This window comes from Alphaproteobacteria bacterium (genome assembly GCA_040218575.1).
In the GTDB taxonomy this organism is placed as follows: Bacteria; Pseudomonadota; Alphaproteobacteria; order JAVJRE01; family JAVJRE01; genus JAVJRE01.
The window spans coordinates 92,030-116,927 of record JAVJRE010000003.1; the positions used below are offsets into that span (position 1 = coordinate 92,030).

Genomic DNA, 24,898 nt, shown 5'->3' on the forward strand with positions numbered 1-24,898 from the left:
GGTCTGGCGTCAGTCTAGGCGCGGCCGGGGCGGGCGAACAGGCGCGATCGGGTGGGGCGGTCCGGCGGCGCGATGGCTACGGGTCTGTGGCTTGCCGGGTTTCGTGATGGCCCAACCCGCCGCCGCCGGGCAGGTCAAGGACGACGCTGTCGCCGGCCGGAACGATCTGCTTGCCCTTGCCGCGGAGTGTGCCGCCGGAGCCAAGGCGCACCGCGCCGGCCACCCCGTCGCTGCCCCCGTCGCGGCCTCGCGCCGGATGGCCGATGCGGTCGAACAGGGCAAAGACGGCAAAGGGCGCGCCGTCGCGGTGGGTGATCTCTACAGTCTGGCCGTCGCCACCGGGCCAGCGGCCGGCGCCGCCGGAGCCGGGCCGCAATTCCTTGCGCAGAAACAACAAGGGCGAGACCTGCTCGGTCACCTCCACCGGCGTGTTGCGAACGCCGGACGGGAAGGCGGTCGCCGACAGGCCCGGTCGGCCAGGCCGGCCGCCGGCGCCGCCGGATAGGAACACCGTCACGGTGAAGGGCGGGCCGCCACCATCGGCATGGCCGCCGGTCATGCCGTGGCCGCCGGACAGGCTGGGAATCCACAGCGCCGACGACCCTTCGGCCGGCACCGTGCCGGGCGCCGCCCGGGCCAGGCCGCCCAGCACCACATCCGGCAGCAACTGGCCGATGACGTGGCGCGCGGTCACCGCCGCCGGCCGCGGCGCGTTGAGGATGGAGCCAACCGGCGCCGTCACCCGCACCGGCGCAAGCGAGCCGGCATTGTTCGGCACCGCCGCGCCGACGATGCAGCGCACACCGAAGCTGGCATAGGCCTGGGCGTAGGTCAGCGGCACATTGATGCCAAAGGGCGAGACCGGCGACGAGCCGGTGAAGTCCACGGCGATATGCGGGTCGTCGCCTGTGTCAACGGTCATGCATGCCTGCAGGCGAACCGGCGCGTCATAGCCATCGCTGACCAGCGCATTGTCATAGACGCCTGGCCGCAGGCGGCGGATCTCCGCCCGCATGGCATCGCGTGAGGTGGTGATGATGTGATCGGCGATGGCCGTGAGATCGGCCATGGCGAACTCGTCCATCATCGCCGCCAGACGGGTGCCGGCGACGGTGTTGCTGGCGGCCAGGGAGTAGAGATCGCCGGTCACCTGCAGCGGCTCGCGCACATTGGCGCGCACGATGGCCAGCAGGGACTGGTTCGGCTGGCCCCGCCGGAACAGGGCCATGATGGGTATGGCCAGTCCTTCCTCGTAAACCTGGCCGCTGTCGGGGCTGAAGCCGGGACCGCCGATATCCACCACATGCACTGTGGAGGCGAACAGGCCAACGGCCCGGCCCAGATGGAAGACCGGCGTGACGGCGGTGAAGTCGAACAGGTGGCCGGTGCCGAGCCACGGGTCGTTGGTGATGTAGGTATCGCCGTCGGCCATCTGGTCGAGCGGCACGGCGTCGAGAAAATAGCCGACCGACGCGGCCATGGCGTTGACATGGCCGGGTGTGCCGGTGACCGCCTGGGCCAGCATGCGGCCGGCGCGGTCGAACAGGCCGGCTGACAGATCGCCGGCTTCGCGGACGGTGGTGGAGAAGGCGGTGCGGATGATGGCCTGCGCCTGCTCCTCGACAATGGCGATCATGCGATCCCAGATGAGCTGGCGCCGCAGCCCCTCCGCCACACCCGGCACGGCGGCGGCTTGCTGCAGGCGGTCGAGAATCACATGGCCCTGAAGGGTGGTGCGGGCGGTGAAGCCGGCCGGCACCAGAATTGTGGTTTGCGTTTCGGCCAGCACGGCGGGGCCGTCAATCCGGCTGCCGGGCGCCAGGCCGGCGCGGTCATAGAGCGGCGCGTCGGCCCATTTCGCCGCGCCGGGCAGACGGATGGGCCGCCGGCCGCCAGTCGGCGGCGCGGCGGCTGACGTGGTGTGCCCGTCATATGGTGGCGGGCGGGTCTGTGTGTCATCGGCCGTCGTCGCGGCGACCAGACACGACCAGGTCAGCACCTCCACCGCCAGGCCCGGCACGGTGCGGCCGTATTGACGTTCATAGGCCGTCTCGAAGGCCCGACGGATCGCATCGCCGGTGGCCGCCGTGATGGCCGCCGCCGGCACCGGCACCTTCACTTCATGGCCCTGGCCCACGTAGCGCGCATAGGCGTGGCGCTGTTCGACGGAGGCCGCGCCGCCGGCGGCCAGCCGCACCACGCCTTCGGCTTCCTGTCGCATGGCGTCGAACAGAGCTGCGGCGGCGGCGTCATCGAACCGGTCGAGGCGCATGTAGTGGCTGTGCACCACTTCATAGGCGACCGGCGCACAGAGAAAGCCGACGGCCGAACCGACCCCGGCATTAGCCGGAATGATGATGCGGCCGATCCCCAGCTTGTCGGCCAGCCGTGCAGCGTGCAGCGGCGCCGCCCCGCCGAAGGCGATCATGGTGCGACCGGCGATGTCGCTGCCCTGTTCGGCCGCATGGACGCGCGCGGCGGCGGCCATGGTCTCGTCAACGATTTCCAGAATGCCGGCCGCCGCTTCTTCTGGCTCCAGGCCAAGAGGCGTGGCGATGACGGAGTCGATCGCCTGTGTCGCAGCGGGGCAATCAAGGGTCAGGCGGCCGCCGGCGAAGGCCGCCGGATCAAGCCGGCCAAGGGCCAGGCTGGCGTCGGTGACCGTTGGCCGTGTGCCGCCCCGGCCATAGCAGGCGGGGCCCGGGTCGGCACCGGCGCTTTCCGGCCCCACCTGAATCCGCCGCAGGCTGTCGAGGGCGGCGATGGAGCCGCCGCCGGCGCCGATTTCCACCATCTCGATGACGGGAATCCTGACCGGCATGCCGCTGCCCTTCATGAAGCGATGGGCGCGGTCCACCTCCAGCAGACGGCTCACCTGCGGCGCGCCATCGTCCAGCAGGCACAGCTTGGCGGTGGTGCCGCCCATGTCGAAGGACAGTACGCGGTCCTCGCCCAGCCGGCGGGCGATATGGCCGGCGAGGATGGCGCCGCCGGCCGGACCGGACTCGATCAGACGGACGGGGAAGCGGGAGGCGGTGGCGATGGTGACCAGGTGGCCGCCGGAGGTCATCAGCAGGCACGGACAGGTAAAGCCGGCGTCCGCCAGGCGGCGCTCCACGTCCGCCAGGTAGCTGGCCATGAGCGGACGGATATAGGCATTGGCGACGGTGGTGGACTGCCGGTCATACTCGCGCATTTCCGGCGACACGTCGCTGGACAGGCTGATGGCAAGGTCCGGCAGGGCGTCGCCGAGCAGGGCGGCGACCCGCTGTTCGTGCGCCGGGTTGGCATAGGCGTGCAGCAGGCCGATGGCGAGACTTTCCACGCCCGCATCACGCAAAGGCGGCGCCAGCGCCATGACAGAGTCCTCGTCCAGCGCGGTTACAACCCGGCCGCGCGCGTCCATCCGCTCGCTCACCGGCAGGCGCAGCGCCCGGGCCACCAGGGGCGGCCGGCGTTCGGCCATGATGTCGTACTGGGCAAAGCGATTCTCGTAGGCGATTTCCAGGGAGTCGCGATGGCCTGCGGTGGTCACCAGGGCGGTGGCCGCGCCTTTGCGCTCGATCAGCGCATTGGTCGCCAGCGTGGTGCCGTGCAGCACCAGATCCACCGCGGCGGCGGTGACGCCGGCTTCGTCCAGCACATGGCGGACGGCGGTCATGAAGCCTTCGGCCGGCCGCTCCGGGGTGGTCAGAACCTTGATGGCGGTCTGCCGGGCGTCGTGCTCAAGGACCGCATCGGTGAAGGTGCCGCCGATATCCACGGCGAGGCGTGTGGTCATGGGGCCAACCCTGCCACGCGGCCGGGCAAAGGAAAACCGGGCCGCCTCCGCCCCGCCACCTGTTTAGCTTCACGGCGGTGTGCGCGCCTGGCTTCGCTGCCCGGTGGCAAAACCCGCCCAACGCGCGTTAGGATTGGCGGGCAAACTCCGGGAGAATGCCATGTCCAGCATCGCCGCCACCACCGCCACGCCGACCCGCGAACGGTCGGTCACCTCCTATCCGGCCCGCCGCCGCTTTCGTCAGGGACCGATTGATCCGTCGGCCGCCGCCATTGTCGGCGTGGAAGATGCGGTGGACATCCACTGTCACGCCCATGACGGCTCGCAGGACCCGCTGGGTCTGATGAAGCTGGCTTCGCGCAGCGGCATGAAGGCGATCCTGTTCAAGTCAGTGGTCGGTGGCCGCGAGGACCCGGCCGGCAGTGTGCGTCGTCTGCAGGCGCAGTTGAATGGCTGGGCCGCCGCCGAGGGTGTGCGACCGGTGCAGTGTTGGGCCGGCTTTTCCGTGGCGCGTGGCTATAAGACGGAAGTAGACCCCGCCTTCGTTCGCCAACGTCTGGAGTCCGGTTGTGTCGCGGTCTGGCTGCCCAATATCACCACCGCCAACACTTTGTCGGTTATCGGTGGCAAGCCCGCCATGTGGGGCGAGTCCGATGATCCCGATTTTCACGGTGACCCGTTGCCGTGGGACAAGGCCCTGCAGATCGGCCAATACGCTCTGGATGATCGTGGCAAGCTGAAACCGCAGATGGATGAGATCATCCGCATGGCGGTGGACCACGACGCGGCGCTGTTCCTGGGCCATCCGTCGAAGCCGGAACTGTGGGCCATGGCCGAGCTGTGCCAGAAGCTGGGCTTCACCAAGGCGGTGGTGGACCACCCGTTCAGCCCGTTTGTTGACCTGACGGTGGAGGAATGCCGGCAGGCGGCGGAGGCCGGGCTGTGGCTCAACTTCACCTATGACGAACTGTCGCCCCTGCTGGGGGTCGATCCGGCGGTCATGTATCAGGCCATTCGCACGGCCGGGCCGGCCCATTGCTGCCTGTCCAGCGACGCCGGCGAGCCGCTGTTCCCCAATTCGGTGGAGGCGCTGCGGTTGCTGCGCGGCCACATGGCGGCTTTCGGTCTGACCGCGGAAGAGCTGTATCAGGTGTCCACCACCAACCCCATGGCCCTGATGCCGACCGGCGAAGCCCCGGCCATGGCGTCGGCAGCCGAATAGGCGATCGCGCCCGGCGTCCAGCCCGTCGGCCCGCTCCGTCGCCGTCCCGGCATGACAGCCTTTCTGTTCTGCTGCACCGGCTATCCGGAGGCGGCGTGGCTGGCGGCGCTGCGCCAGCATCTGCCGCCGGAGGTGGAGGTGCGGACCATGCAGGCCATGGGCGATCCGGCCGACATCGCCTATGTGGCGGCGTGGATGCCGCCGGACGGGCTGCTGGCCAGCCTGCCCAACCTGAAAGTCATCTTCTCCATCGCCTCCGGCGTCGGCCATATCCTGAAAGATCCCAGTGTGCCGGCGCATGTGCCGCTGGTGCGCATGTCGGATCCCATGCAGTGGAATCTGATGGCGGAGTTCGCCGTGCTGGGGGTGCTCACCTTCCACCGCTTTCTGCCCTTCTATCTGGATAATCAGAAGGACGGCCGGTGGGAGGTGCGCTGGCCGCTGGATACGCCGACCCGCCCGGTGGGCGTTCTGGGCCTTGGCGGCAGCGGCCGGGCGGTGGCGGCGCGGCTCACCGACCTAGGCTTCACGGTCCATGGCTGGAGCCGCCGCAAGCACGAGATCGCCGGCATCACCACCTGGGCCGGGCCGGACGGGCTGCGCGCCATGCTGCCGCGGTGCGCCTATGTGGTGTGTGTCCTGCCGCTGACCGACGAGACGAGAGGCCTGATGGACCGGGCGTTTTTCGCGGCCCTGCCCGACGGCGCTCATCTGATCAATATCGGCCGTGGCGAGCATATTGTGCAGGCGGACCTGCTCGCCGCGCTCGACAGCGGGCGCCTGGCGGGCGCTTTCCTGGACGTCTTCGACCAGGAACCGCTGCCACCGGATCACCCCTACTGGCGCCATCCGAAAATCATCGTGACGCCGCATGTGGCCGGCGAGCTGTTGCCGCGCTCGGCGATGAAGGTGATGGCCGACAATGTGCGCCGCCACATGGCCGGTGCGCCGCTGCCCAATCTCTATGACCGGGCGCTGCAGTACTGACAGCGGGGTGAGGCGGCGCCCCTACAGCACCGCATGAGCCTGTCCTAGTCTTCGCTCCTGCAATTGGGGCCCTGCAAACAGGCCCCCGCAAACAGGCCCGTGCAAACGGGCCCCTGCTGACGGGAGAACGGCAATGGCGGAGCGCGCCTCGGTGGACGGCACGGCGGACCTTCTTATTCGCGGGGCTGACCGGGTGGTGGCCTATGACGCCACGACCGGCAGCCATGTCTATCTGACGGACGCCGACGTGGCGGTGAGTGATGGCCGGTTCAGTTTCGTCGGTCATGGGTTCACCGGCGGCGCGGACCGTGAGGTCTCCGGCCGCGGCCTCATGGTCATGCCGGGTCTGATCGACCTGCACTCCCACCCCTGGTCTGAATCCATGAATCGCGGCTTCGGCGAAGACATGGCCAATGCCTGTCTGCATTGCACCATGTACGAGCACAAGCCCGGCTGGGGCGACGATATGGCCGGCTGGCTGGCAACCGCCAGCATGGCTTATGCGGAGTTGCTGCGCTCTGGCGTCACTACGCTGACCGACATGACCACGCCCTATGAAGGGTGGATCGAGAATTTCGCGGCGTCCGGCCTGCGCGGCTTCGTGGCGCCCATGATGCGCTCTGCCCTGTGGTCGCTGGACAGTGCCGGCGAGGTAGTGGGGTGGAACTGGTTTGACGATGACGGCGCCGAATCCTTCGCTCGCGGGCTGGAGGCGGTGGACGCCGCCATGGCGCACAAGAGCGGCCGCATGAGCGCCATGGTCATGCCGGCGCAGGTGGATACCTGCACCGAACGCTTTCTGCAGGATGCCCTGGCGGCAGCGCGCAAACGGGGCATCGGCATGCAGACCCATGCCTGCCAGGTGCTACCCGAACTGTGGGAGATGGAGCGGCGACACGCCATGAGTCCGGTGGCGTGGATGGAGGCGATTGGCGTACTGGGAGCGGATGTGACTTTGTCTCATGCACCGTTCCTCGACCACCATTCATGGCTCGGCAATGACTCTCCGACCGACCTGGAGCGGCTCGGCAAGGCCGGAGCCAATGTGGCGCACTGTCCGACGGTGCTGACCCGCAGCGGCGTCATGCTGGAGGACTTCCGACGCTACCGTCAGGCCGGCGTCACCATTGCCATGGGCACCGACACCGCGCCGCAGAATATGATGGAGGAGATGCGCATGGCCGCCATCATGGCACGGGCGGCGGCGGCCGATCCCACCGCCGGCACCACGCGATCCGTCTTCGAGGCGGCGACCCTGGGTGGGGCGAAAGCCCTGCAGCGTGATGACATCGGCCGTATCGCGGTGGGGGCCTGCGGCGATCTGGTGCTGGTGGACCTCAACCACCGTGACATGGCGCCAGGCCACGACCCCATCCGCGCCCTGGTGTTCAACGCCGCCGAGCGACCGGTAAAGGACGTTTATGTGGGTGGTGAGCAGGTGGTGGCCGATGGCCGGGTCCTGACCGTCGATGAAACGGCCATGACCCAGGCCATGACCGCGGCCAACCAGCGGGCCATGGCGGCCTATGCCCGGTTCGACCGGGCCGGCCGGCCGGCGGACGAGGTGTCGCCGCCGGTCTTTCCCCTGGCCCGTGACTGGCCGGCAAACCGGCCCTAGGCCGGCCATGTCGCGCGGGCCACGACGCCACCGGCTCTAGCGGCCCATGCCCCTGTGGATACCCCTGACGGTTCTGGCGGCCTTCTTCCAGAACCTTCGCTCTGCCCTGCAGAAACGTCTGGCCGGTGCATTGCCGCCGATCACCGCGACCTATGTGCGGTTCTCTTTCGGATTGCCGGTGGCGCTGCTGATTCTGGGCGGTCTGGCCTTGTTCGACGATGCGGCGTTGCCACAGCCGGATCTGCGCTTTGCCGTGTTCTGTCTGGTCGGCGGCGTCGCTCAGGTGTGGGGAACCCGGCTGCTGGTCGGACTGTTCGCCTATCGCAACTTTGCCGTGGGCACCACCTACTCCAAGACCGAGACGGTGCAGACCGCCTTGTTCGGCATCATTGTCCTGGGTGATCGGGTGACGGTTGGGGCGCTTGCCGGAATCCTTATCAGCCTGGTTGGCGTCATGATGATTTCCCTGGCCGGCCGCGGCGTTGGCGCGCTGGGCCTGATCCGGTCCCTGACGGCGCGACCGGCGCTAATGGGCATGGCCTCGGGCACCGCCTATGGCGTGGCGGCCGTGTGTTATCGGGCGGCATCTCTGTCGTTCGGCCGCGACGATTTCCTGATGCCCGCCACCTTCACGCTTGTCACGGTACTGGCTATCCAGACGCTGGTCATGACCGCCTGGCTGGCCTGGCGCCACCCGGGACAGATCAAGGCCAGCCTGCACGCCTTTCGCGCCAGCGCGGCCATCGGCCTGACCGGTGCGCTTGCCTCGTTCGGCTGGTTTACCGCCATGACCCTGCAGAATGCCGCCTATGTGCGGGCCCTGGGGCAGGTGGAGCTGGTGTTTACGTTCATGGCCTCGCGGTTTGCCTTTGGCGAACGCAGTCGCCCGGTGGAGTGGCTTGGCATCACGCTGGTCATCGCGGGTATCCTTGTTCTGCTGATCTGGCGACAGGGCTGAGGGAGTTGGCGTGTGAGCATGGATGACCGGAGTCCCATCAGAGCCTTTGCCGACCGCATGGTCTGGCATGATGACGACGCCACTTCGTCCCCTGGTCTGCCGCGCCGGATGTTGCAGCTTGCCTATCGTCTGGCCCTCGATCTGGCGGAAGGGCAGCTGACCCTGCGTGCCATGAGCCTGGTGTATACGACCATCCTGTCGTTGATTCCGCTGCTGGCCATCAGCTTCTCGGTGCTCAAGGGATTCGGCGTGCACGACAAAATGCGACCGTTCCTGCTTAATCTGATGGCGCCGCTGGGCGACAAGGCCGAAGAGGTGGTGGGACGCATCATTCAGATGGTGGAGAACGTCAATGCCGGTGTTCTGGGCACAGTCGGTCTTGCCATCCTTTTCTATACGGTCATCTCCTTGCTTCATAAGGTGGAGCGGTCAGTCAACTATGTCTGGCGGGTGGAAAGCTCACGCGGTGTAGCCCAGCGCTTTCGTGACTATCTGAGCGTTCTGCTGGTCGGGCCGGTTCTGGTCTTTTCGTCGCTGGGCATCACCGCAACTTTGTCATCGTCCACGGCGGTCACCTGGCTGGCGCGGTTTCCGCTGGCCGGCGCATTTCTCGATACGACCGGACGCCTGTTGCCTTTGCTTCTACTGACGATGGCGTTTTCGTTCATCTATGTCTTTCTGCCGAATACAAAGGTCCGCGTCGGGCCCGCCTTGATTGGCGGCCTGCTCGCCGGCGTCCTCTGGCATCTGGTGGGCTGGGGCTTTGCGGAGTTTCTGGCGGGCTCGGCGAGGTACACGGCGGTCTATTCCACTTTCGCCACGCTGATCCTGTTCATGCTGTGGCTGTATCTGACGTGGCTCATCCTGCTGTTGGGGTCTGCTGTGGCGTTCTATCTGCAGCACCCCGAACAGGTGCGCGAGGGCGGCTGGCATCGCCTGCTGAGCCTGCGGGCGCGGGAGGCGCTGGGGATTCATGTGGCGCGGGAGGTGGCGCGGTGCTTCATCAATGGAAGCGCGCCGCCGACGACCGAGGGCCTTGCCGGGCGAAGCCGGGCGCCACATGGCGAGGTGGAAGCGATTGTCAGTGGCCTGCAGGATGCCGGGCTGGTGACACAGACAACCGGCGAGCCGGCGGGGCTGGTGCCGGCGTTGCCGCCGGACCGGGTGCCGCTGCGCCGTCTGGTGGCCTCTGTTCGTGAGGTGCCGGCAGCAGCCGGCCAGACGCCACCGCCGCCGGACTGGCTGCGCGAGGGCGGCGTCGGCCGCCTGATGGAGGATCTGGATCAGGCGGCGGCCATGCGTCTGTCGGGCCGCACGTGGCAGGACCTGGCCATCGCCGACGGCGAGGCGGAGCCGCACGACAGGGCCGCACACCACAAAGGAGAGACGGCATGAGCGAAACCCTCACTCTCGACCAGGTCGCAGAGCTGGCCCGCGCCGCGCTCTCCGGCCGTGGCGCGGCGGCCGGCCCGGCCGCCAGCGTCGCCCGCTCCATCGTTCAGGCAGAAGCGGATGCCATGCGCCCCATTGGTCTCGGCTATCTGCCGACCTATTGCGAGCATCTGGGCTGCGGCAAGGTGGACGGCAGGGTGGCGCCGGAGGTCAGCCGGTCGGCGCCTTCGGCGGTGCGGGTGGATGCCAGACACGGTTTCGCCCATCCGGCCATCGAAGCCGGCAGCCCCCTGCTGACCGAGGCGGCGCGCGAGACCGGGGTCGCCGCCATGGCGGTCACCAACTCCTATGCGTGCGGGATTGTCGGCCACCACGTAGAGGCGCTGGCCCGGGATGGTCTGGTCGCCTTTGCCTTCGTCAATGCGCCGGCGGCGATTGCGCCATGGGGCGGCCGCCGGCCGCTGTTTGGCACCAACCCGCTGGCCTTTGCCGCACCGCGCGTCGGCGCCGCGCCGCTGGTCATCGATCAATCGTCCAGCGTGGTGGCCAAGGTCGCCATCATCAATGCCATGAACGATGGCACGGCGATTCCACCCCATTGGGGCTTTGATGAATCCGGCGCGCCGACCACAGAGGCGGACAAGGTGCTCAAGGGCGGCACCATGGCGCCTTTCGGCGGTCACAAAGGGGCGGGCATGGCGCTGCTGGTGGAGATCATGGCGGTGGCCATGACCGGCGCCACCTGGTCACACACCTCGTCGCTGCTGACCGACAATGCCGGCGGCCCGCCGGGCATCGGCCAGTTCTTCATAGGGCTGGATCCGGCCCGGTTCGCCGACGGATTCAGCGATCGGCTGGAGGTGCTGCTTGGCGCCATGACGGCACAGGATGGTGTGCGTCTGCCCGGCGACCGGCGTCTGGCGGCGCGACAGGCCACGGCGCGTGATGGGGTCAGCGTGGATGACGTGCTGCTGGCGCGTCTTCGGGGGTATGCCGGAATCTCATGACATGGTGATTCCGTTCATGACGCCAGGGCATGGGCTGGCGGTGGATATTGTGCCGTGGTGGTCGTGGACAGGCTGCGTGGCCGCCGCCTAGGCTGCGCTAAGGGTCGGTGCATGAGCGCCTGACCCACGACGGACCAGCCGCGGAGGAATCATGTCCGACTATGCCAGCCTGAAGGCGCGTCTCGACAAGGGCGATGTGATCATCCTGGACGGTGCCATCGGCACCCACTTGCAGACTCTTGGCGCGCCCATGGACAAGACCTGGGCGGCCAGCGGCCTGTCCACCCATCCCGACACCACGCGGCTGATGCACCAGCAGTACATCGAGGCCGGGGCCGACGTCATCACCACCAACACGTTCTCATCGGCCCGCCATGTGCTGATGAATCTGGGTCTCGCCGACATGGCGAAGGAGCTCAACATCCGGGCGGTGGCGCTGGTCCAGCAGGCGCGCGACCGCGCCGCCAGGGGCCGCCCGGTATGGATCGGCGCCGCTGTATCCAACTATGGCGTCATCGCCGGCGGCAACCGGCGCATGCGCGACGCCATGCGCAGCCGGCCACGGGTCGGTTTCTGGGGCGAGTATCCGGAACTGAGCGAAGAGGATACGCGGGCCAGCATCCGCGAGCAGGCAGAGGTCCTGGTCATGGCCGGCGCCGATTTCCTGATTGCCGAGTCCACCGGCACGACGACGCAGCGACAGTGGGTGTCGGAAGCCTGTATGGGGCTTGGTGTGCCGGTCTGGGTCGGTTTCAAGACACGGCTGGAGGACGGCAAGGTGATGAGCGGCTATGCCGACCCCGAGACGTTCGAGTCTGGCATGGACAAGGTGCTGCCGCTGGGTGGCGAAGTCATGAGCATCTTTCATAGTTCGGTGGAGGCAACCAGCGCGTCGATTCCGCAACTCAGGCAGAAGTGGCCGGGCCCGATCGCCGTTTATCCCGATGCCGGGCGGCGCGACTATCTGGACCGCCACGGCGATACAGCCACGACCAACGCCACCTCGGTCGCCGACTTCACCAGGCTGGCCAAAGAGTGGGTCGGCCTGGGCGCCCAGGTGATCGGCGCCTGCTGTGGCTTCGGTCCGGAATACATCGCCCCTCTGCGCGACGCGCTGCCCAAGAAAATCCCCGGGCGCTAGCCCGGGGAGGTTCGCAGGCCCGGCCCGGCTCTCCGGCGCGGCGGGCGCGACCTAGCGCTCGTTGTCGCCGACCGCCATGGCCTTGCGCCGCCGCCGGTCCACCACGAATTTGAGGATCGGCGCCGGCGGCAGGATGCTGGGCCGGGGAATGGCCATCTGTTCGCGCAGAAGTTCCGAATCTCCGCCCGTGGCATAGTCGGCAAGCAAAGTGCCGGAAGCTGTTCCACGTGAAACATTGGCCGCGTTGCAGGCCACCGAGGCAAACACATTGTCGCGGATACGGCCGAAAATATGGCCCTGGTTGCGCGTCGGCCCCAGCACGCCGTGCCAGGTATCGATGATCTCCACATCCTTCAGGCTGGGCCAGCGGCGCAGGATCGATTCATAGTGGTTGGCCCGGGCGCGGGCATACATCTCCGGCGTCGCCCGCATTTTCGGCAGAAAGTCGAAGGTGTTGCGCATCAGGATGCGACGGTCCTGAGTAATGCGCACGGTCGAGCCAGCCGGCGCCGACGGCAGAAGCCCGGCCTCGCCCGGTGCGCCGATGCCCTCCCATTCCTGATCGCTCAGCGGCCGCGTCAGGCTGGCGAACAGACCAGCCGGCACCATGCGCCACTTCGCCCACATCAAGCCAAGATGCGGCGAGTATGTATTGGTGCAGATGACGATGTTGGTCGCCTTGATTGTGCCCTTGGGGCAGGTCAGTTCATGCGGCTTGCCGTAGCGCATGGCCATGACCGGCGATTCCTCCAGCACCGTCACATTGGCCGGCATGGTGCGGGCGAGGCCGCGGGTCATGGCGGCGGGGTTCATCAGCGCCGTGCCGGGTGTGTGAACGCCCCAGCGATAGAAGTCGGAACCGGTACGGGTCTTGACCTCTTCCTTCGACAGGACCGAGTGCGGCGCCTGCAGTTTTTCCATGCCGCGGGCATAGCCTTCCAGCATGGCGTCACCGGTGTCGCCGGCGCTGACATAGAGCTGGCCCCAGTCGGACCACTGGCAGGAGATCTGGTTGTGCTCCACCAGATGCTTGAGCTGGTCGCGGCCGAACTCACTAAGCCGCTGCATGCTGCGGATCTTCGGGAAATCGGCCTCCGGCGGCTCGCCATGAAACCAGATGCCCAACACAAAGCCGGAGTTGCGGCCCGATACACCCCAACCGACACGCTGCCCCTCAATCAGGAAGACCCGGTCATCGGGTCGGTTCTCGGCCAGCCGGCGGGCGGCGGCCAGGCCCGTCACGCCGGCGCCGACCACCGCCCAGTCGCAGCTCATGTCGCCGTCCACGCGGCGCGGCGGCGACGCCTCCGGCAGAATATTGTACCAGCCGTTGGTATCGCCATCGTCAGGCGTAATGGTCGTCCTGGGCATCTGCCTCTCCAGCCTCCGGTGTCACGGTTGATTCATGGTAGCGCGGTCACGAACGCAGCGCATGGGTCATCGCGGCGATATGGCGCGGCTCGATGCCGCAGCAGCCGCCGATGACCGATACGCCGCCGGCGACCCAGCGGCGGGTGGCGGCGGCGAACTCCGCCTCGCTGCACACCTGGTCGAATTGCCATTTGGGCCATTTGATGCCGCCTGAATGGGGATAGGCCAGACGCGGCCCTGTCCAGTGGCGGGCGACCATGGCCAGGGCCGGATCGGTGACGTCAAAATTGCTGTGCATGATGCCGACTGCGGCCCGCTCTGCTGCGGCCGCCGCGTTCAGGGCACCGGTCAGCAGCGGCAGCAGATCGTCCAGCAGCACACTGTCGGTCAGGGGCAGGCCACCGCCGCGCGTGGAGGCGATGACGGTCTTATTGTCGGCCCCCCAGCGGCAGGTGACGCCCAGCAACAGAGGCAGGCCGGAGGCCGCCGCCGCCTCGACAATGATCCGGCTGATTCGCGGCTCGGCCAGCATTTCCAGCACCAGCAGATCGACGCCTTCGTCCAGCAGATAGCCGATCTGCTCGTCATAGATACGGCGCAGGGCGGCGGACTCCGGCGCCTTGCCGCGATCACCGCGTTCGGCAAACGACGAGACGGAGCCGGCAATCCACACCGGCCGGCCGTCGGCGGCACTGGCCACCGCCTCGCGGGCGAGGCGCACGGCGCGGCGGTTATAGTCTTCCGTGCGGTGGCCGAGGCCGGCTGGCTCCAGCACATGGCGGGCGCAGGCGAAGGTGTTGGCTATATGGATGTCGGCGCCGGCGCGGATAAAGTCCTCATGAATCCGGCGCACCAGATGAGGATGGGTGTCGAGCGCTTCGGCGCTCCACGCCACGCCGTTCATGGGCACGCCGCGCCGTTCCAGTTCGGTGCCCATGGCGCCATCCAGCAGGATCAGATCACCGGCCATCATGGTGGTGCAAAGGTCGGCCATGGCTGCGTCTCCGGGTAAGGTCAGGGGGCCGCTTCAGGCGGGCCGGTGGAGGGTGGCCGGCTGGCGGGTGACGGTGGGGCGGCCGCGTTTGAAGACCATCAGCGGTGGCGCCAGTTCGGCGACAACGCCGGCCGCGTCGGTGTGATCGAGAATTACCAGATCGGCGGCCTTGCCGACCTCCAGACCATAATCGTCCAACCGCATGAGGCGCGCGGCGCGCGTCGTCACCATATGGAGGCAGGCCTCTATATCGGATCGCGCGCCCACATGGGCGATGTTGGCATAGAGATTGGCCATGCGCACCAGCGAGCAATCGCCGAAGGGGGTGAAGGGGTTCAGCACATTGTTGGTGGACAGCGCACAATTGACTCCGGCGTGGAGCAGCCGGTGCGCCGCCGTGACGCCACGGGGGTGGTTTTCGCTGTGATCGCGGCCCATGAGAAAGAGATCGGTGGACGGCAACACGGTCAGCGCCACGCCGGCATCGGCCAGGCGTCGGGCGGCGGCGTCAAATTGCGCCGGCGAGGCGGCGGCGAGCTTGGTGACGTGGCCGATAGCCACCCGTCCGCCATAGCCGAAGCGGTCGGTCAGGCGGCACACCTGGTCGAGATCCAGTCGCGTCGGATCGGCGCCGAAATCCAGGTGCATGTCGATGTCCACGTCGAACTCCCGCGCCATGGCGAAGACGCGGTCGATCTGGCCGGCGGGATCGGAGTCCGTATAGGGCGCCGCGCCGACAACCCGGCAACCGCGCTTGAGCGCCTCCACCATCAGATCGTCGGTGCCCGGATTGTTCAGCAGGCCTTCCTGAGGAAAGACGCAGATCTCCATATCGATGGCCCAGCGATATTCATCGATCAGAGGCAGCACACCGTCGAGTCCGCGCAGGCCAATGGCGGGGTCCACCTCCAACTGGGTACGCATGTGGGTGGCTCCCTGCAGGATGCACTTCTCCAGGGTGCGCCGCGCCCGCGTCTGCACGTCCTCGGCGGTGAAGCCTTTCTTGGCTTTGGCCACCTCGCCAATGGCTTCTTGCAGGTCACCTCGTTCCGATGCGCAGCGGTCGAGAATGCAGGACTTGTCCAGATGAATGTGGGATTCAACGAAACCGGGCGAGACGTAGCGGCCGGCGGCGTCATGCTGTGGCCCGTCCGCCGCCAGGTTCGGGGCGATCGCCGCGATGCGGCCGTCGGCGATGGCAATGTCCACGAGCGGGCGGGTGGCATCTGTGCCGATTCGGGCGTTGCGAATGATGCGGTCCATGGGTCCCTGTCTTGCTCTAGGCCGGCCGGTGGGGAACTGTGGGCCGGACCCGTTGTGGCCTCAACCCAGCCCGCCGTACGGGCCGGTCGGGGTTTCGCCAGGGTGGCGAACGGGGATCTGAAGAGGAGAGAGCGTGCTGCACACAGCCCAGGCCTATGGCGGCATGGTCGTCGCTCCGCATCATCTGGCCGCGGAGGCCGGACGCGACGTGCTGCGCGATGGCGGCAATGCCATTGAGGCGATGCTGGCGGCGGCGGCGGCCATCGCCGTGGTCTATCCGCACATGAATGGTCTTGGGGGTGACAATTTCTGGCTCATCCATGAGCCAGGCGAAACACCCCTGGCCATAGAAGCCTGCGGCACAGCGGCGAACGCCGCCACGCTGGCGCACTACCGTGACCGGGGGCTGGCGGAGATTCCCGGGCGCGGTCCGCTGGCCGCCCTGACCGTGGCGGGCGCCGTCGCCGGCTGGGGCGCGGCCCACGCCCTTTCCCAGCAACGCTGGGGCGGGCGACGGCGGCTGGCCGATCTGCTGGCGGCGGCCATCGGCCACGCGCGCGACGGATTTCCCGTCACTCGGTCGCAGGCCGAGACAACCGCCGATAAGCGGGACGGGCTGCAGGACGTTGCCGGATTCGCCGACCTGTTCCTGCCTGGCGGCAACGCCCCATCTGAAGGTGAGCGTTTTATCCAGCCGCTGCTGGCTGAGGTTCTGGAGGCGCTCGGCCGCGATGGCGCCGACAGTTTCTATCGTGGCGACATGGCGCGGCTGCTGGCGCACGGTCTGGCGGCGGCGGGCAGCCCGCTGCGGCTGGCCGATCTGGAGTCGTTTCAGGCGAAAGCGGTGGCGCCGCTGTCGGTTCCGGTGGCCGGCCATTCGGTGTTCAACCTGCCGCCACCCACCCAGGGTCTGGCCGCGTTGATGATTCTGGCCATCGCCGACCGGCTGGGCTCGACGCGCGGCGCGGACGAAAGCGCCTATGTGCATGGTCTGGTGGAGGCAACCAAACAAGCCTTTGTGGTGCGCGACCGGATTATCGGCGAGCCGCTGACCATGGCGGCGTCGCCGGCGATTTATCTGCAGCCGGCGGCGCTGGATGCCATGGCCGCGGCAATCGATCCGGCCGTGGCCGCGCCCTGGCCGCCGGCGCGGATCGGCGGCGATACGGTGTGGCTGGGTGCGGTGGACAGAGAGGGTCGCGCCGTCAGCTTCATCCAGAGCCTGTACTGGGAATTCGGCTCTGGCATCGTCGTGCCCGGTACTGGCATCGTCTGGCAGAACCGCGGCATGAGTTTTCGCCTGACAGACGGCCACCCCAATGTTCTGGGGCCCGGCCGGCGACCGTTCCATACCATCCAGCCGGCCCTGGCCCGGCTCAGCGACGGCCGGGTCATGGCCTATGGCACCATGGGCGGCGACGGCCAGCCGCAGACCCAGGCGCGACTGTTCACCGGTCATGTGCTGCGCGGCATGGGTCTGCAGGAAGTGGTTTCGGCGCCGCGCTGGCTGCTGGGCCGCACCTGGGGCGAGGAGACTTCCGCCCTGCGGCTTGAGTCCCGCTTCGCGCCGGAGGTGGTGCACGGGCTGCGCCAGCGGGGCCATGATGTGCGCCTGGCGGCGGACTTCGATTCCGTCATGGGTCATGCGGGGGCGCTGGTCGGCTGGCCCGACGGGCGCATCGAGGGCGCGGCCGATCCGCGCGGCGACGGCCAGGCCTGTGGAGTGTGAGTGATGGTGACAGACGCACTTCCCGCACAGATGACAGCGGTGCTGTTGACCGGCCATGGCGGGCCGGAGCGGCTTGAGGTAAGGCATGACGTGCCCGTGCCACAAGTGGCGGCCGGCGAGGTGCTGGTGCAGGTAGCGGCGGCCGGCATCAACAATACAGACATCAATACGCGGCTTGGCTGGTATGCCAAGTCCGTCACCGGCGGCACCGACCAGTCGGTGGCACTACCCGCCGCCGCGGATGATGATGGCGGCTGGTCCGGCGCCATTGCCTTTCCCCGCATCCAGGGGGCCGACGCGGCGGGGCGGATCGTCGCTGTCGGCGCCGGGGTGGCGGCGGGGCGTGTGGGCCAGCGGGTGCTGATCGAGCCATGCCTGCGGCGGCAGGACGCGACAGGCATCCTGCGGGCCGATTATCTGGGCTCGGAACGCGACGGTGCCTTCGCCCAGTATGTGGCAGTGCCGGCGAGCCACGCCCATGGAGTTAACAGCGCCCTCTCCGACAGCGAGTTGGCGGCGGTACCGTGCGCCGGCTCTACGGCGGCCAATCTTCTGACCCGCACTGCCGTCGGCGCCGGCGACCGGGTTCTGGTGACCGGCGCTTCCGGCGGCGTCGGCTCGTTCGCCGTGCAACTGGCCCATGCGCGTGGTGCCCACGTCGTCGCCGTGGCGGGCCGTGATAAGGAGCGAGAGGTCAGGGCGCTGGGCAGCCGCGAGGTGGTGCCGCGCGGCGAGTCGGTTCTCGCGGCGCTCGGCCCGGACAGCATTGACGTGGTGATTGACGTGGTCGGCGGCGCGGCGTGGCCGGAGCTGCTGGATGTGCTGCGGCCGGGCGGTCGCTATGGCGTGTCGGGCGCCATCGCCGGACCAATGGTCGGGCTCGATCTGCGGACACTCTATCTCAAGGATCTGGCGCTGCACGGCTGCACGGTGCTGGGCGAGGGCGTCTTCGCCGGCCTGATGACGGCGGTGGAGAGCGGCGCGGTCCGGCCGGTGGTGGCGGAGACCTTTCCGTTGGCCGAAATCCGGCGCGCCCAGGAGGTCTTTCAGGCCAAGGGCTTCGTCGGCAAGCTGGTGCTGATTCCACCACGGTGACGGCTGGTCCGAAGCCGGTCTAGCGCTTGCGTGCGACCAGACGAATGCCAGGCTTGAGGCTGAAGAAGAAGCGTTCGACGCTGAGGCCGTGATCGTCCATCAGGCGGGCGAGGCTGGTCCGGGTAAACCAGCACAGATGTTCCGGTGGTTTGACTTCCGGCCAGTCGAGCAGATTGCGCGGCCGGCGGAAGTGTCCGGCGTCCGGCGTGGTCAGGAACAGAACGCCGCCAGGCCGCAGCACACGGCCAAGGGCCTCGGCGAACGGATGCACGGCCGTCAGATGCTCGATGACCTCGGCGCAGTGGACCAGATCGAAGGCGGCCGGATGGCGCGCCGCGAAGTCCGGCAGATCGGCGGTTTCGAACCGGCAGGCGGGAAAGTCGTCCGTCGCGCGGGCAATGGCCTCGGCGTCAAGGTCAATGCCGGTCGCCTGATAGCCAGCCTCGTCGGCGGCGGCACAGGCAAAGCCCAGATTGCACCCGACATCGAGAAAGTCCCCGCCCCGGACAAAGGGCGCCAGGCGGGCAAGCCGTCGCCGGCTGCGGCGGATCTTGCGATGCCGTTTGGCATCGTAAGCGGGACTGGCATAGTAGCCACCATAGAAGCGGCCGAGCCAGGCGGCGTCCGGCATGGGCGCCAGCGCCAGGAAGCCGCAATCGTCACAGCGGTTGATGTGAAAGTCCGGCGTCCAGCCAAGCTCGCGAGCGACAGTCAGCACTCGTCGGCGGTCATCGTCCGCCCTGGCCGCCCTGGCCGCCCAGTCTGCGCCGGCGGCCACGTTGACAAACCGCCGGCTCCGGCAGACCGGGCAGTTGGGGCAGGGCTTGGCTGGTGAGGAAGCCGCGTGGGCCATGGGCTTGCTCCGGTCGGCCGCTGGGCGACTGAAGCTAAAGCAGGGGTCGCCCGCCGTGAAGCGGCGCTGCGCCCGAGATCCGCGGGTCAGGCGGTTTCGCCGGAGCTGGCGCTGTGATCGATGGCGGCGATGAGGGCCTGCAGCTCGTCGCTGGCCCGGTCAGCGCTGGCATGGTGGTGGTCGGTCATGGCCTCCCGTCGGGTCGGGCGGCCGGTGACAGAGCCAGTCCCGGCGCCGGCAGCGGGACCGGCATCCGCGCCGCGCGTTGGCGCAGGTGGTTGTGCGGGATTACCGCTGGTCTCGGTTTGGTCAACGCAGCGGGCGATTGCGACCATCAGGTGGCGCAGATCAATCGGCTTGGCGATGTGATCGTCCATGCCGGCGGCGAGGCACCGATCACGGTCGCTTTTCATGGCCGAGGCGGTGAGAGCGATTATGGGGACAGCACGCGCCGGCGCCTGCAGATTGCGGATGGCGCGGGTCGCCTGGACGCCATCCATTTCCGGCATCTGCACGTCCATCAGCACCAGATCGTAGGGTTGTGCCTGGACCGCATCCACCGCTTCCTTACCGTTGGCCACCAGATCGGTGCGGTGATTGAAACGGTGCAACAAGGTGGTGATCACCGCCTGGTTTACATGATTGTCCTCCGCCACCAGAATCCTGAGAGGCCGGGTAATGGCAAGGGATTCGGCATCGGCATGATCTTCGCGGGGCGGCATGCCCCGCCGGCAGCGAATGGAGAAGCGGAACGTGCTGCCGCGGCCCGGTGTGCTGGTGGCCGAAATCGTTCCGCCCAGTTGTTCGCTGAGCTCCTTGCAGATGGCAAGACCGAGACCGGTGCCGCTGAAATGACGGGAGTTCGAGCTATCGCCCTGGACGAAGCGGTCGAACAACCGCGGCAGTACCTCGGGATGAATACCGATTCCCGTGTCGCACACGGTGAAGAGCAGCTCTATGTCGCCACCATCCAGCATCTTGTGACCGACCGATACATCGACCTTGCCGGAATCGGTGAACTTGATGGCGTTGCCCACAAGATTGATGAGGATCTGACGAATGCGTCCGGCATCGCTGTTGAGAAACGGCGGAACGTCGGACTCGATGACCACCGTCAGGGGAAGCTTCTTCTCCCGCGCCTGCGGGCCGAGAATCGCGGTGACGCTGTCCGTCAGATCCCGCACCGGAAAATCATAGTGTTCGAACTCCACCTTGCCGGCCCGGAGTTTTGAGAAGTCGAGAATGTCATTGATGATGACCAGCAGCGCCTCCGCCGATTGCCGCGCGGTCAGCGCCATTTTCTCCTGCTCCGCCGCCAGGTCGGTGTCCAGAAGCAGGCCAAGCATCCCCAGAACGCCGTTCATGGGAGTGCGGATCTCGTGGCTCATTGTCGCGAGAAACTCCGACTTCGCGCGGTCGGCCGCCTGGGCCCGCTCTTTCTGCAGTTCCGCCTCGCGCGCCATGCGGGCGAACCGCTTGGCGTGGTCGCTCAACAGGTTGCGCGACTGCTCCAGCTCTTCATAGCTGTCTTTCAATATGCTTTCCGACAGCTTGTCGGCGTTGATGTCGCGCAATGAGCCGGCCAGCCGCTGGGGCTGTCCATCGGACGCCCAGACCGCCTGGCCGGCGGCATGATACCAGCGCCACTCGCCGGACCGTGTGCGCAGGCGGCATTTGAGGTCATAGGCCTGGCGCTTTTCCAGCAGCCGGCGGAAGGCTGCTTTGGCAAGCGTATGGTCGTCGGGATGCAGCAGGCTGGACAGGACGATGACGTCGTTGGCCAGTTCGAATTCACCGAAGCCAAGAAGCTGTTTGAAGCGCGGTGACAGCCACATGCGGTCGGCCTGAACGTCCCAGTCCCAGATGCCCACGTCAGCGCCGCGCACGGCCAGCTCAAAACGCTCTTTGGCGTCTTCCAGCTCATTGATCATGACATGGCGTTCGGTGACGTCGCGGGCGATACAGAACAGGCCGCCTTCCGTGGCCGGGACAGCAGTCCAGTTGAGCCAGCGCCACGACCCGTCAGCACAGCGGTAGCGGTTCTCGAAATCGACCACCGCCGCGCCGTCCTGCAGCAGGCGGGCACGGGCGAGAGTGGCGCTGGTGTCGTCGGGATGAACGAAGGAGAGATAAGGGCGCGACTTAAGCTGGGTTCGGGTCCAGCCGAGAACCCGTTCCCAGCTATCGTTCAGGTCGCGAAAGAACCCGTCGGCGCCGGCCACGCACAGCAGGTCATGGCTGGCGTCAAAGAAGGCGCGGAACGTTGAGGCGTCGTCAGCCGGAGACCGGGTCATGGCAGCACGCGCCCGGTCACGCGGTGGCGTTCAGCGCGCGCAGCCGGTTGACCAGCTGGGTGCCGAGTGCGCCGCCGCTGCCGCTCAACCGACGCTGAACGATAATGTCCAGCGCCGCGACGTGATGATCGACGATTGTCAGAACCCGACCGCGTTCAGCGGTGTGCTGGTTCAGAAGATCGCACAGGCTGGCAGCAATCTGGCTGAGCAGAGGGTAGTCGAAGGTGCCGCCCTGACCCTTCAGATTGTGGGCAATGGTGAACATGCGGTTGGTCGCGTCGTCCGGCGCGCGCTTGGTGCGCGCGGCAATGGCCAGGTCGCGGATGTAGCGAATCTCCGCCTCCGCCTGGGTAAGAAAGGCGCCGCCCAGCGCACTGACTTCCGCTTCTGCGGCGCGCAGGGCGGCTTCGGGATCGCTCGGGATGGTCTGGCCGTTGACGGACCGCCGGCCGGTGGTGGCCTGGGCTTGGCTGTCGGGCATGTCGTCCTCCAGTAGTAGGCTTGAGTAGTAATACAATCATAGATTGAATATTGGTTAATATATGTAACCGCGCATCACGGGCCTGCCGTATTGGCGTCAGAATGGCGCGGGAGACTGCGGCCAGGCATCGCCCCGTGTCGATGCGCCGGGAAACAGACGAGAGGCGAAGATGCTGTCCATTCATCATCGTATCCGGCCCTTGCACGTAGGCCGGCCCGCTGTGCTGATCGCCCTCCTGGTCGCCGGATTGACGACGGCCTTCATGGTATGGTCGCCGGCAGCGGCCGCTCAGGACGGCGCGGTGGTGACGGCACCGGACCCGGTGCTGCGGGTCAGTGGCAGCGGCGTGGTAGTCGCCGTGCCGGACATGGCCCGGTTCGAAGCCGGCGTGGTTGTGCAGGCGCGCACCGCCGGCCAGGCCCTGACCGCCAATGGGCAAGCCCTGAACGCGGCGCTGGAGCAGTTCGCCGGCCTGGGCATCGCCCGGCGCGATATACGTTCGACGCAGATCTCTCTGTCGCCGCTGTATGACCGTCCGGCCGGCGGGCAAGCGCCCCGCATCAGCGGCTATCAGGCAGCCAGCACCCTGCATCTGGTGATCCGTGATCTGGACCGGATCGGTGCCGTGCTGGATGCGGCGACGCAGGCCGGGCTCAACCAGGCCGGCGGCCTGTCCTTCGATGTCAGTGATCGGGTCGCCCTTGAGAATGAGGCGCTGGCCCTGGCGGTGGAGGCGGCGCTGGTCAAGGCCCGGGTGATGGCCGCCGCCGCCGGCGTGACGGCGGGACGAATCATCGAGCTGACCAGCGAGTCCCGGCAGGCGCCGCCGTACAGGACCATGGCGTTGGAAGCGCGGGCAGGTGATGGCAGTGTGCCGGTAGTGCCGGGCGAGCTGACCGTCAGCGCCGAGGTGCACCTGGTGATGGCGCTGACGGCGCCCTAGGTCGGCTGCTGCGCGAACCAGCGGGTGATGCGCTCGGCCGTGCCGGAGGGCGCGGTGAGGCCGAGACGGGTGCGTCGCCACAGCACGTCTTCAGCGGTGCGGGCCCATTCATGGGCGCGCAGCCAGCGCAACTCCACCGGGCTCATGCCGCCGCCCAGATCCGGCCCCAGATCGGCCAGCGCAGAACAGCCGGCCGTCAGATCAAGGGACAGGGTGCCGTAGGTACCGGCCAGGCGGTCGGCGAGAGCCGCCGGCATATCCGCCACACGCGTTCGTAGCGTAGCGGCAATGTCGTCAACGCCGCCGGCCGGCAGGTCGCCGCCGGGCAGAGTGGCCGCGGCGGCGTGGTCAAATTCGAGGGCGTGCACGGTCTGCCTGGCTGGCAGCACGGGCGTGGCGACAGGACGCAGAGCGATAACCGCGTTTGACAACAGGCTGCGCCGCAGAGTGGTCACCGGACCCCGGACCTGGCCGATGCGCGGCGCCATGCGGTCCAGTGCCTGGCGCGCCAGATGGCGGTGGGTGGTGAGCTTGCCGCCGACCACAGACAGCCGCGGCGGCACAGACGGCGCCAGATGCAGGGCATATTCGCGGGTGACGGCGCGGGCCTCGGCCCGGCCGTCATCGGCCAGCGCGCGGATGCCGGCAAAGGTGGCGACGACCTGGTCACGGGTCGGCGGTTGCCGGAACCAGCGGCCCACGACATTCAGCAGATAGGCGATTTCCTCCCCCGACGCTTCGATGGTGTCGGGCAGGCTGGTCAGTGGCGCGTCGGTGGTGCCGATCAGGCTAAAGTCCCGCTCATAGGGCAGGACGAAGACGATGCGGCGGTCCGCCGCCTGCAGGATATAGGCGTGATCGCCGTGGTGAAGCCGCGGCACCACGATATGACTGCCGCGGACCAGGCGCACGGGCAGGGCCTCGCCGCCGGCGATGACCTGCTGCTCCACCTGGCTGACCCATGGTCCGGCCACGTTGATCAGGCCGCGGGCGGCGACCTCGGCGCTGACGCCGCCGGGGCCGTTGGCGGCGAGGGTGATACGCCAGGTGCGCGGGTCGGCCTGGTCGGGACGGGCCGAGACGCAGCGGCTGCGGGTCAGGATGCGGGCGCCCATGCGGGCGGCATCCATGGCGGTGAGCACCGTAAGGCGCGAATCCTCGACCCAGGCATCGGAATAGGTGAAGGCGCGGCGCAACCCGGCTTTGAGGGGCGCGCCTTCCGGCGCTGCACTGAGATCGAGTCCGGCGCTGGCCGGTAGCGGCGGCGGCACCCGGCTGAACGGGCTGAGGGTGGTTGGCGCGCCACTCAGCAGGTCATAGAGCAGCAACCCCAGGCGCAGGCGCCAGGCGGGCCGCAGGTCGGAGTCATGGGGCAGCACAAAGCGCAGGGGCCGCACAATGTGCGGGGCTGCGGCGAGCAGGGCGCTGCGCTCGTTGAGGGACTGACGGACGAGGCCGAACGCGCCCTGTTCCAGATAGCGCAGTCCGCCATGGGCCAGCTTGCTGGAGGCCGACGAGGTGGCGGCGGCCAGGTCATCCTGTTCCACCAGAACGACGGACAGGCCGCGCAGCGCCGCCTCGCGGGCGATTGCCACGCCATTGATGCCGCCGCCAATGACGAGCAGGTCGCAGGATTCAGGGGCGGTCATGGCGCTGCCGGTGAACGGGACGGTAGGGGCCGCACCATAGAGGATGCCGAGGCGGTGGAGAATGGCGGCGGCCACCGTTGGCCGGTTGTGACGGGCTTGGCATCATCCGGCCCTGTCATC

18 protein-coding genes are annotated in these 24,898 nt (G+C 67.9%); 10 read left to right on the forward strand and 8 right to left on the reverse strand.

Going from position 1 to position 24,898, the window contains the following annotated elements:
• Window positions 1-76: 76 nt before the first annotated feature.
• Window positions 77-3,781, reverse strand: a complete 3,705-nt coding sequence (locus RIE31_04215; protein MEQ8639800.1) for a hydantoinase B/oxoprolinase family protein — start codon at window positions 3,779-3,781, stop codon at window positions 77-79.
• A 160-nt stretch (window positions 3,782-3,941) separates the two neighbouring features.
• On the opposite strand from RIE31_04215, the gene RIE31_04220 reads away from it, so the two are divergent.
• The 7 genes from RIE31_04220 (at window position 3,942) to RIE31_04250 (ending at window position 12,106) form a co-directional block, all read left to right on the forward strand.
• Window positions 3,942-5,003: a DUF6282 family protein gene (locus RIE31_04220; GenBank protein ID MEQ8639801.1), complete on the forward strand. Its 1,062-nt coding sequence runs from the start codon at window positions 3,942-3,944 to the stop codon at window positions 5,001-5,003.
• A 51-nt stretch (window positions 5,004-5,054) separates the two neighbouring features.
• Window positions 5,055-5,990, forward strand: a complete 936-nt coding sequence (locus RIE31_04225; protein MEQ8639802.1) for a glyoxylate/hydroxypyruvate reductase A — start codon at window positions 5,055-5,057, stop codon at window positions 5,988-5,990.
• 133 nt (window positions 5,991-6,123) lie between these two features.
• Entirely contained in the window at window positions 6,124-7,608 is a 1,485-nt protein-coding gene (locus RIE31_04230; protein MEQ8639803.1) for an amidohydrolase family protein, read from the forward strand.
• A gap of 46 nt (window positions 7,609-7,654) precedes the next feature.
• Window positions 7,655-8,566: a DMT family transporter gene (locus RIE31_04235; GenBank protein MEQ8639804.1), complete on the forward strand. Its 912-nt coding sequence runs from the start codon at window positions 7,655-7,657 to the stop codon at window positions 8,564-8,566.
• An 18-nt stretch (window positions 8,567-8,584) separates the two neighbouring features.
• Window positions 8,585-9,961 carry a YihY/virulence factor BrkB family protein gene (locus RIE31_04240; GenBank protein ID MEQ8639805.1) on the forward strand — a complete coding sequence of 459 codons (1,377 nt, stop codon included), beginning with the start codon at window positions 8,585-8,587 and terminating at the stop codon, window positions 9,959-9,961.
• Entirely contained in the window at window positions 9,958-10,965 is a 1,008-nt protein-coding gene (locus RIE31_04245) for an Ldh family oxidoreductase (protein MEQ8639806.1), read from the forward strand. Before RIE31_04240 ends, RIE31_04245 begins: the two co-directional genes overlap by 4 nt.
• 151 nt (window positions 10,966-11,116) lie before the next feature.
• Window positions 11,117-12,106: a homocysteine S-methyltransferase family protein gene (locus RIE31_04250; GenBank protein MEQ8639807.1), complete on the forward strand. Its 990-nt coding sequence runs from the start codon at window positions 11,117-11,119 to the stop codon at window positions 12,104-12,106.
• A gap of 51 nt (window positions 12,107-12,157) precedes the next feature.
• Here the strand turns inward: RIE31_04250 and RIE31_04255 are convergent, their stop codons facing one another.
• Genes RIE31_04255 through RIE31_04265 form a run of 3 tightly spaced genes read right to left on the reverse strand, consistent with a single transcriptional unit; the run spans window position 12,158 to window position 15,734 of the window.
• Window positions 12,158-13,477 carry an FAD-binding oxidoreductase gene (locus RIE31_04255; GenBank protein ID MEQ8639808.1) on the reverse strand — a complete coding sequence of 440 codons (1,320 nt, stop codon included), beginning with the start codon at window positions 13,475-13,477 and terminating at the stop codon, window positions 12,158-12,160.
• 46 nt (window positions 13,478-13,523) lie between these two features.
• Window positions 13,524-14,471, reverse strand: coding sequence for a homocysteine S-methyltransferase family protein (locus tag RIE31_04260; protein MEQ8639809.1), 948 nt, complete (start codon window positions 14,469-14,471; stop codon window positions 13,524-13,526).
• A 33-nt stretch (window positions 14,472-14,504) separates the two neighbouring features.
• Window positions 14,505-15,734: an amidohydrolase family protein gene (locus RIE31_04265; GenBank protein MEQ8639810.1), complete on the reverse strand. Its 1,230-nt coding sequence runs from the start codon at window positions 15,732-15,734 to the stop codon at window positions 14,505-14,507.
• Between the two features lie 133 nt (window positions 15,735-15,867).
• Between RIE31_04265 and RIE31_04270 the strand changes: the two genes are divergently transcribed.
• On the forward strand, window positions 15,868-17,463 hold the full coding sequence (locus tag RIE31_04270; GenBank protein MEQ8639811.1) for a gamma-glutamyltransferase: 1,596 nt from the start codon (window positions 15,868-15,870) through the stop codon (window positions 17,461-17,463).
• A 3-nt stretch (window positions 17,464-17,466) separates the two neighbouring features.
• Window positions 17,467-18,558, forward strand: coding sequence for a zinc-binding dehydrogenase (locus RIE31_04275; protein ID MEQ8639812.1), 1,092 nt, complete (start codon window positions 17,467-17,469; stop codon window positions 18,556-18,558).
• A 19-nt stretch (window positions 18,559-18,577) separates the two neighbouring features.
• Here RIE31_04275 and RIE31_04280 read toward each other — a convergent pair whose 3' ends face one another.
• The 3 genes from RIE31_04280 to RIE31_04290 all read right to left on the reverse strand — a co-directional run bounded on the left by RIE31_04280 (window position 18,578) and on the right by RIE31_04290 (window position 22,186).
• Window positions 18,578-19,276, reverse strand: a complete 699-nt coding sequence (locus RIE31_04280) for a class I SAM-dependent methyltransferase (protein MEQ8639813.1) — start codon at window positions 19,274-19,276, stop codon at window positions 18,578-18,580.
• Between the two features lie 221 nt (window positions 19,277-19,497).
• Window positions 19,498-21,705 (reverse strand): PAS domain-containing protein, encoded by a 2,208-nt coding sequence (locus RIE31_04285; protein ID MEQ8639814.1) that lies wholly within the window; start codon window positions 21,703-21,705, stop codon window positions 19,498-19,500.
• 16 nt (window positions 21,706-21,721) lie between these two features.
• Window positions 21,722-22,186, reverse strand: a complete 465-nt coding sequence (locus RIE31_04290; GenBank protein ID MEQ8639815.1) for an Hpt domain-containing protein — start codon at window positions 22,184-22,186, stop codon at window positions 21,722-21,724.
• Between the two features lie 169 nt (window positions 22,187-22,355).
• Here RIE31_04290 and RIE31_04295 point away from each other — a divergent pair, with 169 nt between their 5' ends.
• Complete coding sequence (locus tag RIE31_04295; GenBank protein ID MEQ8639816.1) at window positions 22,356-23,129, forward strand: SIMPL domain-containing protein; 774 nt, start codon at window positions 22,356-22,358, stop codon at window positions 23,127-23,129.
• Here the strand turns inward: RIE31_04295 and glpD are convergent.
• Window positions 23,126-24,778 (reverse strand): glycerol-3-phosphate dehydrogenase, encoded by a 1,653-nt coding sequence (gene glpD, locus RIE31_04300; protein ID MEQ8639817.1) that lies wholly within the window; start codon window positions 24,776-24,778, stop codon window positions 23,126-23,128. The genes RIE31_04295 and glpD overlap by 4 nt on opposite strands.
• Window positions 24,779-24,898: the final 120 nt, after the last annotated feature.